At 73.5% G+C, this 15,569-nt stretch carries 9 protein-coding genes and 1 pseudogene; all 10 read left to right on the forward strand.

Features of this window, described 5'->3' with window-relative positions; genetic code table 11:
• Positions 1–146: 146 nt before the first annotated feature.
• The 10 genes and pseudogenes from KUM40_RS21355 to KUM40_RS21400 all read left to right on the forward strand — a co-directional run bounded on the left by KUM40_RS21355 (position 147) and on the right by KUM40_RS21400 (position 15,566).
• Entirely contained in the window at positions 147–617 is a 471-nt protein-coding gene (locus tag KUM40_RS21355) for a CU044_2847 family protein (RefSeq protein WP_217167623.1), read from the forward strand.
• Positions 614–2,755 carry a trypsin-like peptidase domain-containing protein gene (locus KUM40_RS21360; RefSeq protein ID WP_217167624.1) on the forward strand — a complete coding sequence of 714 codons (2,142 nt, stop codon included), beginning with the start codon at positions 614–616 and terminating at the stop codon, positions 2,753–2,755. The genes KUM40_RS21355 and KUM40_RS21360 overlap by 4 nt, the downstream gene beginning before the upstream one ends.
• A 133-nt stretch (positions 2,756–2,888) precedes the next feature.
• A complete protein-coding gene (locus KUM40_RS21365) occupies positions 2,889–3,938 on the forward strand; it encodes a MoxR family ATPase (RefSeq protein ID WP_217167625.1) in 1,050 nt (349 codons plus the stop codon).
• A 7-nt stretch (positions 3,939–3,945) separates the two neighbouring features.
• Positions 3,946–7,341 carry an SAV_2336 N-terminal domain-related protein gene (locus KUM40_RS21370; RefSeq protein ID WP_374227404.1) on the forward strand — a complete coding sequence of 1,132 codons (3,396 nt, stop codon included), beginning with the start codon at positions 3,946–3,948 and terminating at the stop codon, positions 7,339–7,341.
• A gap of 60 nt (positions 7,342–7,401) precedes the next feature.
• Entirely contained in the window at positions 7,402–7,596 is a 195-nt protein-coding gene (gene fxsA / locus KUM40_RS21375) for an FxSxx-COOH cyclophane-containing RiPP peptide (protein WP_217167626.1), read from the forward strand.
• 245 nt (positions 7,597–7,841) lie between these two features.
• A pseudogene (locus KUM40_RS21380) lies at positions 7,842–8,960 on the forward strand (FxsB family cyclophane-forming radical SAM/SPASM peptide maturase); the annotation flags it as partial.
• Between the two features lie 314 nt (positions 8,961–9,274).
• Positions 9,275–10,903, forward strand: coding sequence for an HEXXH motif-containing putative peptide modification protein (locus tag KUM40_RS21385; RefSeq protein ID WP_217167678.1), 1,629 nt, complete (start codon positions 9,275–9,277; stop codon positions 10,901–10,903).
• Between the two features lie 128 nt (positions 10,904–11,031).
• A complete protein-coding gene (gene fxsT, locus KUM40_RS21390) occupies positions 11,032–14,064 on the forward strand; it encodes an FxSxx-COOH system tetratricopeptide repeat protein (protein ID WP_217167627.1) in 3,033 nt (1,010 codons plus the stop codon).
• Positions 14,065–14,196: 132 nt separating this feature from the next.
• On the forward strand, positions 14,197–14,628 hold the full coding sequence (locus KUM40_RS21395; protein WP_217167628.1) for a CU044_2847 family protein: 432 nt from the start codon (positions 14,197–14,199) through the stop codon (positions 14,626–14,628).
• The gene (locus KUM40_RS21400; RefSeq protein WP_217167629.1) at positions 14,625–15,566 is read left to right on the forward strand and encodes an AAA family ATPase; all 942 of its coding nucleotides are present in this window, start codon (positions 14,625–14,627) and stop codon (positions 15,564–15,566) included. The genes KUM40_RS21395 and KUM40_RS21400 overlap by 4 nt, the downstream gene beginning before the upstream one ends.
• Positions 15,567–15,569 lie beyond the last annotated feature (3 nt).

The raw sequence follows: 15,569 nt of genomic DNA on the forward strand, positions 1-15,569 counted from the left end.
CACCAAGGATAGGCGCGCACAAGGGTGCGCCTCCTGGGGTCGTCGAGGCCCTCGCGTCGACGGAAGCCTGCGGTTGGCGTCGCACCGGCGACCGGCGACCGGCGACCGGCGTCTAGGGGGCGCGGGGACGGGGACGGGGGAATTGCATGGCACAGGAAATGACGCGCGTCACGCGCATCGTGTTGCCGGACGGGACACCGGTCTGGGCCCGGATCTCCGGCGCGGCGGAGCTGCCGGCCCCGTCGGGGCAACTGTCGTTCAGCGACACCGGCTTCGCCGAGCGGGTCGAGGCGAGCGTGGAGAGCCTGAACTCGCTGGTGACCGGCGTCGCGAGGTCACTGTCGGAACCGTTGCGCGCGGTGCGGCCGGACGAGGTGAGCGTCCAGTTCGGCATCGAGCTGACGGCGAAGGCCGGCAAAGTCGTGGGTCTCCTTGCCGACGGCGAGGCCAAGGCCGGGATCACGGTCACCCTCACCTGGAACGGCGGACCGCCGGATCCGGCCGCGCCCGACACCCGCGCTCCGGGCGGTGAGCCCGCCGACACTCCAGCGGACGCGTCCGCCCGCGCTCCGGGGCACGGCGGGACGGGTGACGCGCCCTCCGGGGGCGGGGCATGACGCCCGGACGCGCCCCCGGCGCATCGGGCGCCCACGACGCGGCGCGCCGTGCGCTGCGTGGCCTCGTCATGGAGGCGACCGTGCGCATTCATCGCCCGGACGCCGGGTATGCCTCGGACGAGCCCGGGACGTTCCTCGGCAGCGGCTACTTCGTCGCGCCGAGCTGGGTTCTGACCTGCGCACACGTGGCCTGCGGCGGGGAGGGGGGCGAGGTGGTGGTGATGTACGAGCCCGCACCGGGCCGCGGTATGTCCGCGGTCTCGGGCCACGTGGCGGCGGCGCTTCCCGAGGGCGTCGGATCCGTGCCCGGCAACTGGCCCGCCCCCGACCTCGCGCTGGTGCAGTTGAACGAGCCGGTCGACCACGAGTGCGTGTACCTCTCCGAGCGTCCGGCGGCCTACTACGGCGAGGGCAAGGTCCTGTACGCGGGCTGGACGGTGATCGACGGGCGACTGAGGATGCTGGACGGCACCCTGACCGTGCAGGGCACCATCGGCGGCTGGACCACGGACGTCCAGATGCGGCTGGGGGACAACGACCTGCCGGACGGTGTCTCCGGCGGCCCCGTGATCGATCCGGAGCGCGGCGAGGTCATCGGCGTACTGAAGTCGCGCTCCGACCACGCGCGCGGGGGCACCTCCACCGGACTCGAGCAACTGCGGACGCTCCCCGTGCCCTCCGGAGAGCTGACGACCGAACAGGACGATCTGTACCAGGCGGTCGTGCAGGCCCACGACCGCTACCACCGGGACCGGCAGCGCCATCCGGGCGCGCGCAGCCACACCTGGGCCGATGTGCAGGGTCAGCTCGGCGCCCGGCCCGGTCAGACCCTGAGCCCGGACGAGCGCGTCCAGTTGCTCGGCCGTCTCGCGGACCTGCCGCCCCCTGCCAGCACCCGTTCCCTGCTGGACCTGCTCGACTCGCTGCCGGACTTCGAGGCTCCGTCCCCGCTGCCCGCCCCGCGCGGCTGGCGTGACGGGCTCGGTGCCCTGTACGAGTACGCGCGCGACGACGGAGCCCTCTACCTGGTGCTCGACTACGCGGTGCATGCCATGACCGCCGACCGCCCGTTCCTCGCGCCCAGCACGCCGGCGGCCGAGGAAGCCCTGTGGTCCCGGGTCTGGCAGGCCGCGCAGCGGCTCGGCCCCGGCCGCCGGAGCGCGCTCGTCGAACGACGGGTCAACAGGATGGCGGCCCGCAGACCCGCCCCGGTGGTGGGCACCGGGCGGAGCGGAGCGTCCGTCCAGTCGTCCGTGCTGGTCGAGATCGTGCGGCGGGGCTGGGAGCCGGACCGCTGCGACTGGTCGGTCTTCGTCGTGCGGTCCGGCGGCGAGACGAAGCGCCTCAAGGAGGTCGAGCGTGTTCCGCTCGGTGACCTTGCCACCCATCTGTCGGCACCGCTCGGGGAGGCGTTCCGCCAGTGCGACACCCCGGGTCGGCCGGCGGTGCTGCAGGTGGCGACGGAGCACTCGCTGCTGGCACTCGAAGTGGAGGACTGGCGGCTCGGCCCCGAGGAGGAGCGGCTCGGCACTCAGCGCCCGGTCGTTCTGCGCTGCTCCGACCGCGACCAGTTGACCGAGAACGGCAGGGGTGGCGGGGCCGGCGAGCGGTTCGCGGCGGTTCCGGACGGTGACTACCGGCTGGACATCGAGGAGGAGCGCAGAGCCCGCTGGCGCTGGCTGCACGCGCATCCGGTGACGGCCGCGGTCCTCGACTGCGACGACGGGCTGCGTAAACCGGTACCGTCCGTGGAGGAATTGCGGGGCATGGCGCACGGCACGGTCCCGGTCCTGTGCCGTATCGAAGGTCACACCTACGACGGCCACACCTACGACGGCCACAGCTACGACGGTGACGCGGACGGCCTCGCCCAGCTCGTGCGCGGCGGTTTCGGCGTGGCTCTGTGGCGGCGTCGGCGAGGACTGCCGGAAGCGGTATGCGGTGAGTTCCACCGCGGCACCCTGGACGAGATCGCGGGCCCGCCCAGCGCGCACCGTCTGCCGGAGGCTGTGCGCGACCTGCGCTCCAGGCTGCATTCGGGACGGCCCGAGACCTTCTGGGCCAACGGCATAGTCCTGCTGTACGACGACCCGCACCAGCCCCTGCCCGGTTCGGGTGACCTGCTGGAGGCACCGTGACTCCGGCCCACCCGCATGTTCCAAATCCCATTGATGATGGGCCTCTTATCAGTCCCGTTCAGGATCGATACCGTGATGGACGCCCCCACGACGACAGCGCGCCCCCCGGACGAGTGACGACGAGGATTGGATCATGACCGAATCCAGCGAGTGGCTCATCTACCGGGGCGCCGGCGAACCCCACGACGGCATCGACCGGCTTCCCGACCCGCCGCCCTGGCGGGACTTCACCAGCCGGGACGCCGCGGGCGCCGGTGACGGGTCGCAGGACCGCAGACTCGGCGCCCACCGGCACCTGGCCGAACTGCACCGGCCGGGCGCCGAGGAACTCGAGATGATCAACGCCGCGCTGTATCTGCGCCGGCCGCTCCTCGTCACCGGCAGCCCCGGCGCGGGCAAGAGCACGCTGGCCCACTCGGTGGCGTACGAACTCGGCCTGGGCAACGTACTGCGCTGGTCCATCGTCAGCCGCTCCGAACTCCAGGACGGCCTCTACCACTACGACGCCATCGCCCGGCTGCAGGACGTGCAGATCGCCGCGCAGGGAGGCCCCAGTGACCCCGCTGACCCCGGTGGCCCCGGTTCGGGTTCCGGCGCTCCGGGCGCGGTTGAGGGCATCGGCGGTTACATCCGCCTGGGCCCCCTCGGCACCGCCCTGCTGCCCTCCGACACGCCGCGCGTACTGCTCATCGACGAGCTGGACAAGAGCGACATAGACCTGCCCAACGACCTGCTGAACGTGCTGGAGGAGGGCGAGTTCGCCATCCCCGAGCTGGAACGCATCGCGGACCGGCTGCCGGACCGCACGGCCGAGGTGCTCACCGCGGACGGGGAGAAGGTGCCGGTGCGCGACGGCCGGGTGCGCTGCCGTGCTTTCCCGTTCGTGGTGCTCACCAGCAACGGCGAACGGGACTTCCCGGCCCCGTTGATGCGCCGCTGCATCCACCTGGAGCTCGGCCGCCCCGATCACAGCAGGCTCGCCACCTTCGTACGGGCCCACCTGGGCGACGAGGCGGCACGCGCGGGCGACGATCTCGTCACCCGGTTCCTGGAGCGGTCCCGCAGCGAGCTGCTGGCGACGGACCAGTTGCTCAACGCGATCTACCTCACCGACGCCGCCGCCACGCCCAGCCGCGACCGCCTGGCCGACCTGCTCATTCAGCGGCTCGACCGCCCGAGGTGACGCGCTGATGCCCGACGCGACGGCGCGGCACGGTCCCGGCACACCCGGCGACGGCGGATCCGATGCGGGGCACTCCGCCACGCCCGCCGGAAGTCCCGCCGTGCCCGCCGACGACCCGCTCGCCCAACTCGTCCTGCGGATGCGGGAGACCGGCCTGGACCCGGATGCCGAGCAGTTGTGCGACGCGCTCTGGCTGGCCCGGTGGACCCGCCCCGCCGACGCCACGGACGGTCCGCCCGCCCCGAGCGGTCGAGGCAAGCTCCCGGTGGCGGGGTCGTCCCCCGCCCGGACCCCGGTGCCGCCACCGGACGAGACCCGGCCCCCCGCGCCCGAGCCGCCCGACGGCCCGGCCGACCGGCGCGTGGCCCTCTACCCGCTGCCCCCCGACGACGGGCCCGGGGTGCGCGGATCCGGCCGGGCCCGCGCGCTGCCGGTGGGCGTACCCGCCGCCCCCGTGCTGCCCGCGCCGCTCGAACTGCAGCGTGCCTTACGCCCCTTGCAGGGCTACCGGAGCCCCGCCACACCGCTGCGCACCGAGCTGGACGAGGTCGCGACCGCGGAGACGAGTGCCCGGGCCGGGGGACTGATCCTCCCCGTCCGCAGGTACGTGTCCCGCGGCGACGCCCGTCTGCAACTGGTGATGGACACCTCCTCCTCGATGCGCGTGTGGGGCCGGCTGTTCGACGAACTGGCGCAGATATTCAGCCGGCTGGGAGCCTTCTCCGACGTCCAGGTCAGTCACCTGCACCAGGGCCCCGACGGGGGCCCGGCCGTCAGCCGCAGCCCCGACGCGCACGGTGCGCCGCTGCATTCCGCCGACCGGCTCAGCGATCCGACCGGACGCCGGATCGTCGTCCTGATCAGCGACTGCGCCGGCCCGCTGTGGCACAGCGGCCACGCCCACCGGCTGCTGCACCACCTGTCCCGGCAGGGCCCCGTCGCCGTACTCCAGCCGCTGCCGCAGCGCATGTGGAACCGCACCCGGCTGCCCGTCACCTTCGGCTCCCTCTCGCGTGGTGACACCCTGGGCGGCGGCGCCGTGCTTCGGGTGCGCACGGCCTCCGGCACGTCCGGCGAGCCCCGTCGGGGCGCGCTGGCCGTGCCCGTACTGCCGCCGGAGCCGGTGGCCCTCGGCTCCTGGGCGCGGCTGCTGTCCGGTGCCGGTCCGGTCCCGGGCGCCGTGGGCTGGGTGCGTGCCGACCAGCCGGCCGCCCCGACCGCCCGCCCCGACCGCGGCCGCACGCCGTTGGAGCGGGTCAGCCGGTTCAGCGCCGGAGCCTCTCCGGCCGCCGCGCGCCTGGCGGTCTATCTCGCGGCGACCCCGCTCTGCCTCCCGGTGATGCAACTGGTCCAGCGGACCATGCTGCCCGGTTCCGGCCCGTCCGAACTCGCCGAGGTACTGGTCGGCGGCCTGGTCACCCGGGCCCGCGCGGACCACGGTGGGGACGGCTCCCAGTGGTACGACATCGACCCGGACGTGCGCGAGGCCCTGCTGTCCCGGCTCGGGCGGGACGAGGCCATGCTGGTCCTCAAGCACTGCTCGGAGTACATCGATCAGCACTTCGGCAAGGGCGGGCCCAACTTCCCGGCCCTCGCCCTGGCCCAGCTCGGCGACGGCGGCCTGGGGCGCCCCCACCCGCACGCCTCCGGCGCCGGCGCCGGAGACGGCTACCCGGGCGAGAACGGCGGCAACGGCGAGGCCGATCCGGTCCCGCAGCCCTTCGCGGAGATCGCGGCGCGGATCCTGGAGCGGTTCATGCCACTGCCCGAGCAGTTCGCGACGTACGACGGCGGGAGCGGGCCGCGGCTCTCCGCGGAGCGGCCCACGCACCAGGCGGTGGTCCGGGCCCGCGCCCTGCTCTCCCGGTTCGACGGCGAGGGCATGATCCAGGACGTCATCGACGCCGTGCAGTTGCTGCGCGGCGCCGCCGAGCACGAACGGCCGGCCGGCGCGGACCCCGAGCTGTGGGGCGAGTACGCGCGCTGCACGCTGCGGCTGTGGGAGGTGCAGGGCGGTGCCGCGCTGCTGAACGAGGCCACGCGGGCCGCCGAGCGGGCCGCCGCGCACCCGCACGCCCTGCGGGAACGCGCCGTCCTCGCGCGCGTGCTGCACGCCGCCGCCACCGACGCGCGACGGCGCGGCGACCGGTCCGGCGCGCTGGAACTGCTGCGCCGCGCCGACCGGGAGTACGCGGTCGCCTGCGCGGCACCCGGCCTGGACGAGGAGGAGGCGCTGCGGCTCACCCTGGAACGGGTCGCCTCCCTGGAGACCCAGTGGCGCCTGGGCGGCGACAGTGCCCTCCTGCAGAGCGCCGTGGGCATGCTGGAGGCGTTCGCCGACGCCTGGCCCGACCGGCGCGACCGCCCCCCGGAGCTTCTGCTGGCCCACGGCCGCACCCTGCTGCGGCTGTCGGAGGTGACGGCGGACCCGGTCCAGGTCCGGCTGTACGCGGAGCAGTCGGCGCGGTCGTTGCGCCGGGTGCTGGAGTCCGGCCCGGCGCAGGACACCGCCGAGTCCGTCCGTGACCGGGTCCGGGTGCTGATCGACCTGGTCGACGCGCTGCTGTCGTCGGGCGGCCCGCTCGACGAGGCCCAGGCCCGTACCGACGAAGCCCTCGGCCGCGTACGGGAGCAGGCGCAGCGCGCGGCGCTGCTGGTCCGCGCCGGACGCGTCGCCGTCGCGCACTACGCCGAGTCGGGAGAGCCCACCGAACTGCGGCGGGCCGCCGACCGGTTCGCGCAGGCGGCGCACTGGATGCCTCGGGACGCGCCCGCGCACGCCGACGTGCTCGCGGAGTGGGGCGGCGTACTGCTCCGGCTCGCCACGCTGGAGCCCGCCCCCAGGCGCCAGGAACAGCTCTCACGGGCGATCCGGGTGCTGCGCGACTGCCGCATGGAGACCCCGGCGGGCAGTCGCCGAGTCGCCCACCGGCTGCTGCTGCTCGGGCAGGCGCTCATGCTCCGGTACCAGGCGCGTGGCGACCGGGTCGACCTCAGGGAGGCCGAGCATCTCTTCGGGCTCGCGGCGGCCGACGCGGCGGACCCGTTGCTGGCGGCGCGCTGCCGACTGGAGCTCGGGCAGGCCCAGTTCGAGGCGTTCCAGAGTCTGGGCCGCGCGGCCCGGCTGGACGTGGCGGTCGACGCCTTCCGGGCGGCCGCCGAGTCGGCCCGCCGGGCGGAGGAGGAGGCCGAAACAGAGCGCCGGCGCCAGGAGGCCGTGGAACTCGCCGCGCAGGCCCACCACTGGCGGGGTATGTCCTTCGAGGCGGCGGCACGGCCCCGCGCGGCCCGGGACGCCTACCGGGCGGCACGGGCGGAGTGGGACCGGTTGCCGGACGACCGTCTGGGCACGGGTGAACCGACCGCACGGCAGACGGCGCGCCGGCTCGCCGACCTGGAGTGAGAGAGGCGACCAGAGGCCGGAGACCAGAGGCCTGAAGAGGGCAGAGGAGAGGGACGGGGAATGGATGTAGAGGTCGGAGCCGGGCCGGAGCCAGTGCTTCCGGGCGGCGAGGAGCCACTGCCGGACCTGCTGGAACTGGACCTCGCGGAGCTGGGCACCATCGAGCATCCGGTGCTGCGCGAGGTACTGGGGGAGCTGCGGGCACGGGCCGCGGAGCCGAGCGAGATGCTGTGGGGCTTCGACAACTCCTTCTGAGCCGAGGGTGACCCGGTGAAGATGTGTGAATAGGACAACTTTCACGGCGCCGAGTTTTGGGCACGTGCCGCACCGGGAATGCGGCTCCGTGCGGCACGAGGCCGTGGGCGCCGACCCGCGGCAACGGCGGCCGGACCGTACGGCATGGGGGTGCTGGAGTGTCGGAACAGGCCACTACCGAACCGGTTCCCGTCGTCCCCGGCAGGCGGGCCGGTCCTGAAGGCCCTTTCCCCTTCCGTCAGTTCATCGTCAAGATGCACGGCCGCTGCAATCTGGCCTGCACCTACTGCTACCTCTACGAAGGCCCCGACAGCGGTTGGCGCGACCGTCCCGCGGCTGCCTCGGCCGCCGTCCTGGACCGCACCGCCACCCGCATCGCCGAGCACGCCACCCGGCACGGGCTGCGAGACCTCGCCCTCGTACTGCACGGCGGCGAACCGCTGCTCGCGGGCGCCGGTCCGCTCGCCGCGGTCGCCGCACGGGTGCGGGAGCGTGTCCCGGACGGATGTCAGGTCCACGCCACCATTCAGACCAACGCCACGCTGCTCACCGAGGAACGCCTCGCCGTACTGGCCGACGCCGACGTCCGCGTCGGCATCAGCCTCGACGGCGGCACCGCCGCCCACAACCGACGGCGGGTGGACCACGCGGGCCGCCCGTCCTGGCCCGCCGCGGCACGGGGGGCCCGCCTGGTCGCCGAGCGCTTCCCGCAGTCGTACGCGGGCGTCCTCACCGTCGTCGATCCGACGCTGGACCCGGTGGAGACGTACGAGTCGCTCCTCGACCTGCGCCCGCCCGTGCTGGATCTGCTGCTGCCCCACGGCAACTGGTCCGCGCCTCCGCCGGGCCGGACCGGCATCCGTTACGGCGACTGGCTGTGCGCCGTCTTCGACCGCTGGTGGGCCGCCGGGCGGCGCGAGGTCCGGGTGCGGCTCTTCGAGGAGTGCCTGGCGCTCCTGGTGGGCCTGCCCGCGGCCACCGAGGCGCTGGGGCTCACGCCGTTCGACGCGGTCGTCGTGGAGACCGACGGGTCGATCGAGCAGGTCGACTCCCTCAAGTCGGCCTACCCCGGCGCCGCGCGGACCGGCCTCGACGTGTTCCGGAACACCTTCGACGAGGCGCTGCGGCACCCGGGGGTGGCCGCCCGGCAGGCGGGCGTGGAGTCGCTCGCGGAGCAGTGCCGGGCCTGCCCACTGCTGCGGGTCTGCGGCGGCGGGCACTACGCGCACCGCTACCGCGCCGGACACGGCTTCCGGAACCCCTCCGTGTACTGCGCCGACCTCCAGCGCTTCATCCGGCATGTGGCCGCACGACTTGCCGACGCCGCGACGGGGCCGTCGGCGACCGGTCCGGCGTCGCCGGGGCGGCCGTCTGTGACGGGTTCGTCTGCGACGGGGCGGCCGTCTGTGACGGGGACGTCCGCGACGGGGCTGACCTGGGCCGGTCCGTCTGTGACGGGTTCGTCCGGGGCGGGTTCGGCTTCGACCCGTCCGGCTTCGGCGGGTTCGGCTTCGATGGGGCCGGCTGCGACGGGCTCGTCCCGGACGGGCCCGGCTTCGACCGGCTCGGCTTCGTCGGGCTCGGCTTCAGCGGGCCTGGCCTCGACCCGCCCGGTCCCGACCCGCCCGGCTGCGGCCCCGACTGTGCCCCCCGCCCCGGCTGAAGGGGGTACTTCGTGATGTTTCCCGTGGTCCCCGACCGGGCCCTCCTTGAGCTGGCCCGGAGCGAGGGCGGTCCCGACACCCTGGCGCTCCTCGTGCGGGACCAGGACACGCGGCGGCTGCTCCTCCTGCGTGCCGTGCTCGACGCGGCCGAGGCGGCCGAGCGGTCCGTCTGCACCGACGCGCAGAAGGCGAGGCTGCGCGAGGACTGGGCGCTGCTGACCGAGGCGGATCGGATGCCGGTACCCGACGTGCGGAACCCGGGGCAACGGCCCGGCCCCGAGGGCACGCCCGCCGACCGCGACGCCCCGCCCCGCGCGCCCGCAGAGCGCCCTGCCCCGCCCGACGGCCACGCCGCTCGGCCCGGCGTGCGGAGTGCTCACGACGTCCCGACCCACGCGACATCCAACTCGCCCCCCGTCGTTGCCGCCGCCTCTGTCACGGCGTCGCCGTTCGCAAACCCGGCCCGCGCCCGCGTCTTCCATCCGCTCACCGGCCCCTGGGCACGCTCCTGCCTGCGCGGCCTCGACGCCGCCCCCGGTCCTGCGGGCGATGAGGCGGCCCGGCGGCTGCGGCGCGACCTCGCCCACTTCAGCGCGATCGCCGCTGTCGTCGCCGCCGGGTCGGGCATCCCCTTCACCACCCGGCTCACGGCCCGCGCCGGAGTGCTCGCCCTCCCGTCCCTCGGCGCCCTGCACACGGCAGAGTCCGGGGACGTACCCGTCGATGTCATCTGCGCCGAAGGCAGGCTGGTCCTGCGTCAGGCGGGTGCCCCCGACGTGACCGTCCACCTGGAGAGCGGCGTCGGCGCCTGGTCCGGCGCCCTCGCCTGGACGCCCGCACACGCGCTCCCCGGCCTCACGCCGACCGCACCGCCCATGCCGCTCGACGACCTCGACCCGTACCGCGAACTGCCCGTCGGCCCCCGCCACGGCAACCTGAACACACCGCTCGCACTCGACGACGCGGAACGCAAACGGTGGCTCCAGGCCTGGTCCGGCACGGCCGCCGCCCTCCGCTCGGGCGGCGCGCAGCGCCTCGCCGAAGCGGGTGCGCTGCTGCGTTGCCTGGTCCCGCTGGAGACGCCGCCCGACATCGGCACCGGCCGCGGCAGTTGCAGCGCCACCCGCCGCGAGGCGTTCGGCGCCCTCCTCAGCAGCACACCGCCCGACCCCGTGACCCTCGCCGCCACCCTCGTCCACGAGCTGCAACACGCCAAACTCGCCGCCCTGAGCGACCTGGTGACGCTGCACCGAGCCGGACCAGAAGCGCGGTACTTCGCACCCTGGCGCGCCGACCCCAGGCCCTACGACGGCCTGCTCCAGGGCACGTACTCCCATCTCGCGATGGCCGCGTTCCACCAGCGCCGGGCGCTCGTCAGCAGGCTCCCGGACCGGGACTGGGCGTGGGCCCAGCACGCGCGCTACCGTGCCCAGGTCGGGGCCGCCCTGCCCGCCCTCGTCGGCTCGCCCGACCTCACGGTGCGAGGGCGCCGGTTCGTCGACGAAATGGCCGCCTTCTACGAACGGATGGCCGAACACCCCGCCCCCAGGGGCCACATCGCACGCGCGCAGGCGTACGTGGTGTCCGCGCGCGCACTGTGGGCCCAGCGTCACGCTTCCGCGCTTCCGCCCTCTAACGGATGAATGCCCGCACACGGCGGCCGGGTACGGAAAGATCGTCCGCACAGGGGGTGTTGCCGTCGGTCGGCGGACTTACGCGCGACGCCCCGGGGACCTAGGATTTTGCGGTACTACGCGCTGGAGGCCACTGCATGTCTGGAGCTCGCAAGCCGGTCGAGACGGCCGAGAGGGCCAAGAGGGGGACCGCCAGGCAGACGGTCACAATCCACTACGCAGGCTTCAACCGGGCCTGGGCGGCCTGGGTCGGGGACCGGCTGGAGCGGCGCGGGGTACGGGTGGTGCCGCTGCGCTGGGACTCCCCGGCCGAGGTCCCGCTGGTGGACCTGCTGCGCGACCTGACGCTGGCCGAGGGCCGGGTCCTCATCATCGTCAGCGAGTGGTACTTCCAGCTCGGGCCGCGCACCCACGAGGAGTGGAACACGGCTCTGCGCGAGGTCGTTGCCCCCGACCCGTCCCGGTTCGCGGCCGTGTCGGTCACCACGGCGGCGGTCCCGGCGGCCGCGGCGGTACTGGCACCGGTCGCGCTGACCAACATGGGCGCCGAGGAGGCCGAGCGCCGCCTGCTGGACCGGCTCGACCTGTCGCCCGAGCCGCCGGCCGAGACCGCTGCGGTGTCCCGGCGCGGGCCGCGGTTCCCGGCGGCGATGCCCGACGTGTGGGGCGTGGTGCCGCGGCGCAACACCCGTTTCACCGGCCGCGAGCCGTTGTTCAACGAGGCCTACCACCTGCTCCAGAGCGCCGAGTCCGGTGCCGGTGTGCTGACGCTGCACGGCATGTCCGGGGTGGGAAAGACCCAGTTCGCCGCCGAGTACGCGCACCGGTTCGGTTCGGAGTACGACGTGGTCTGGTGGGTGAACGCGGAGACACGCGTCACCTACCGGCGGCAGTTGGCCGAGCTCGCCCCGAAACTGGGTCTGCGGACCGGTCAGGAGTACGGCGAGCGGCTGCGTGCCGTACGCGACGCGCTGCGTCGCGGGGAGCCGTACTCGAGGTGGCTGCTGATCCTCGACGGGGCGGACGAGCCGGACCAGATCTGGGACCTGCTCCCGACCGGCCCCGGGCACGTCATCGTCACCTCGCGGAACCCGGAGTGGAGCGAGCACAACAGCAAGCTTCTCGAAGTCCGGATCTATCCCCGCGACGAGTCGGTCGCGTTCATCCGCCGCCGCGCACCCCGCCTGACGGAGGCGGACGCCGACCAACTGGCCGACGCGCTGGGCGACCTGCCCCTGCTGCTCGACCAGACGGCGGGCTGGCTGAACGACTCCGATCTGTCGGTCGACGAGTACATCGCCCTGCTGGAGGGCGGTATCGACGGTGACGTGGTGAAGGTGTCGGCGGACTTCCCGCTGGCCTTCCAGACCGCATGGTCGATACTGCTGAACAAACTCCGCGAGACCGTCCCGGAGTCCGTCGACCTCCTGCGCCTGTGCACCTTCTTCGCGCCGGGTTTCATCCCGGTACGCCTGCTGAAGGAGATGCCCGTCGACGAGCTGCCCGAGCAACTCGCCGGACTGCTCAACGACCCGCTGCTGTGGAACAAGGCGATCAACCAGTTGCGCACCTACTCGGTGGTCCGACTGGAGTCCCACGAGGCGCCCCTGGACGAACCGGTCTCCGCCGGAGAGTCGCTCTACCTGCACCGCATGGTCCACCAGATCGTGCACAAGGACATGCCGGACGCCGACCGGAGCGACTTCATCGACGTTGTCCGGCGGGCCCTCGCCGCGGCCGACCCGGGCCGACCGACCGAAACCCGACTGTGGCCCGGCTACGCCGAGATCGTGCCGCACCTGAAGTACGCGGACGTCCTCCAGAGCAGGGACACGCAGGTCCAGCACCTGGTATTGAACTGCCTGCGCTACATGTACTTCTCCGGCGAGTACCGTGCCGGCATCAAACTCGGCGAGCGCGCCCTCACCGCCTGGCGCACCCTCCTCGGTCCGACCCATCCGCGGATCTGGGAGCTGACCTACCACTACACCAACCTGCTGCGCGCCATGGGCGACTACACCCGCACCGAGGCCCTCAGCCGTGACGCGGTCGAGCACCTCAAGGAGGAACGCGGACCGCAGGACCTGGACCATCTGCGTGCGGCCGCGGGCCTGGGCGGCGACCTGCGCGGCCTCGCCCGCTACGACGAGGCGCTGGAGCTCTCCCAATGGGTTCTGGTGGCCTACCGCGAGCTCCTCGGCGACCAGGACTCCCGAACTCTCAACGCGCAGAACAATATGGGCGTCTCCCTGCGCCTGCTCGGCCGTTTCGAGGAAACGCTGGAAACCGACCGGCGCACCATGGAAGCGCGCCGCCAACTGCTGCGCGCCCGCCACCCGTGGGCGCTCAGCTCCGAGATCACGTACGCCATCGATCTGCGCCTGCTCGGCCGCTACGCCGACGCCGAGTCCCTCCAGGCGAAGAACGTGCGTGAGAACCGCATCGTGATGGGCCCGGACAATCCACAGACCCTGAAGGCCGAGTACAACCTGGCGCTGTGCCGGTATCGGCTCGGCGAGCGGGCCCCTCGCGGTGAGGAGCCGGGACCGATGCTCACCGGCGTTCTGGAGCGCGGTGAGCGTGTGCTGGGCGAGACCCATCCGCTCACGCTGATCTTCGCGACGGGCCAGAGCTGCTACGCCCGCGAACACGGCGACATCGACCAGGCACGCGAGCTCAGCGAGGCCGTCGTCGCCCGCTACGAGATGATGCTCCCCGGGGGGCACCCCTTCATCGCCGGTTCCCGCGCCAACCAGGCCCTGATCCTGCGCAACGTCGGCGAACGCGAGCACGGCCATGTCCTCGTCGAGCAGGCACTGGCCGAGATGGCGCAGGCGGTCGGCGAGAGCCACCCCTGGACCCTCGGCTGCGCCCTGAACGCCTCCGCGCTGCGGAATCTCGTGGGCGACATCGAGGGTGCCGCCGACCTCAGCCGGGACACGGTGACGCGGGCCATCGAGTCGCTCGGGCGTACCCACCCGCTCACGCTGTCGACCCGCATCGCGTACGCGGCGGACCTGCGCGGCCTGCGGGACCGTCGGCAGGCGGAGAAGGTCGAGCAGGAGGCACTGTCCGACCTCGACGCGACACTGGGCAGCAAGCACACCCACACCGTTTCGGCCCGCTCCCGCAACCGTCCGTACTGGGACTTCGAGCCCCAGACGACCTGACGGCCCGGAGGCCGAAACAGGACGGCCACCCCCGTCCCTCCCGGGGCGCATAACCTCCCGCGCCCCGGGGAAGAACACGGTTCCACTCAACACACTTGTAACACACATGAGTTGGACCAGGGGGAGCGTGTGGTGATCCTATTGGGACCCGTCCCGGCAGGCGCGGACGGGCCCATACCGGTCGAGGTCGACGCGGAAGTCGACCCGTCCGCCTTCGACGGTCTCGGCCTCGTCTACGGCAACGAGGAGACCCGGGACGGTGCCGGGCAGCGGGTCGTCCGGGTGGCGCGGGACGTCTACACCGACGGCCTGGACCTGGCCCGCAGGTGCGCCGCCCAGGCCGTACGGCGCTTCGGCGACCTCCAGGAGGGGCTTCGGCCGGACGAGATCGAGATGCAGCTCGCCATCAAGATCGACGCCGGGGTGGCCACTCTCGTCAAGAGCGGAGCCGAGGCCCAACTCCAGATCACGCTCCGCTGGCAGACCGCACCCGCACCCGCACCCGCCCCTGGCGACCACGGCTCCGGTACGGCGCCGGGTACGGCGGACGGAGCCGGTTCGTGAGCCGCGTGGCGCAGGGCCCGCGCATCCTGCCGTACTCCCGGATCGTGGCCCAGGACCAGCTCAAGCTGGCACTGGAGCTCAATCACGTCGTGCCCCGCATCGGCGGCGTGCTCATGGCCGGACCGCGCGGCACGGCCAAGTCGACACTCGTACGGGCCTTCGCCCTGATGGCCCACGGCGAGCTGCCGGTCACCCTGCCCATCAACGCGACCGACGACCGCGTCGTCGGCGGCTGGGACCTAGACGCGCTCATCCGTGGCGAGCCCCGGCCGCAACCCGGGCTGCTGGAGGACGCGGCGGACAAGGGGCTGCTCTACGTCGACGAGGTCAACCTCCTCGACGACCACCTCGTCGACATCATCCTGGACGTCGTCGCCACCGGCGTCCTGTCCGTGCAGCGCGAGGGACTGGCCACCGCCAAGTACCTCTCGTTCGGGCTGGTCGGCACCATGAACCCCGAAGAGGGCGGACTGCGACCCCAACTGCTCGACCGCTTCGGCCTGATGGTCACCGCCGAGACGCTGGACGCGCGCACCCGGCACCAACTGCTGCGCACCGTACTCGACTTCGACGAGGAGCTCGCCCGCGAGGACTCCGAGTGGCTGTCCGCCGCGCGGCGCGACGACACGGGCACCCGGGACCGGCTGACGGCCGCCCGGCGCCGGGTCCGCGACGTCGACGTGCCCGACCGGGTCCTGGAGCTGTGCGCGCGTGCCGCGGAGCGGACCGACGCCGTGGGCCAGCGGGGAGAGATCGTGGCCATGCTCGCGGCCCGGGCACTGGCGGCCCTGGACGGCGCGGACCGGGTGACCCCCGGGCACCTGCTGCGGGCCCTGCCGATGGCCCTGCGGCACCGGCGGCCGGAAGCGGCACACGGCGACACCTTCGACTGGGGTGCCGAGGACGAGGCCCGCCTCCAGGACCTCTTCGAGGTCTGAACC

This window comes from Streptomyces sp. AC512_CC834 (assembly GCF_019049325.1).
In the GTDB taxonomy this organism is placed as follows: Bacteria; Actinomycetota; Actinomycetes; order Streptomycetales; family Streptomycetaceae; genus Streptomyces.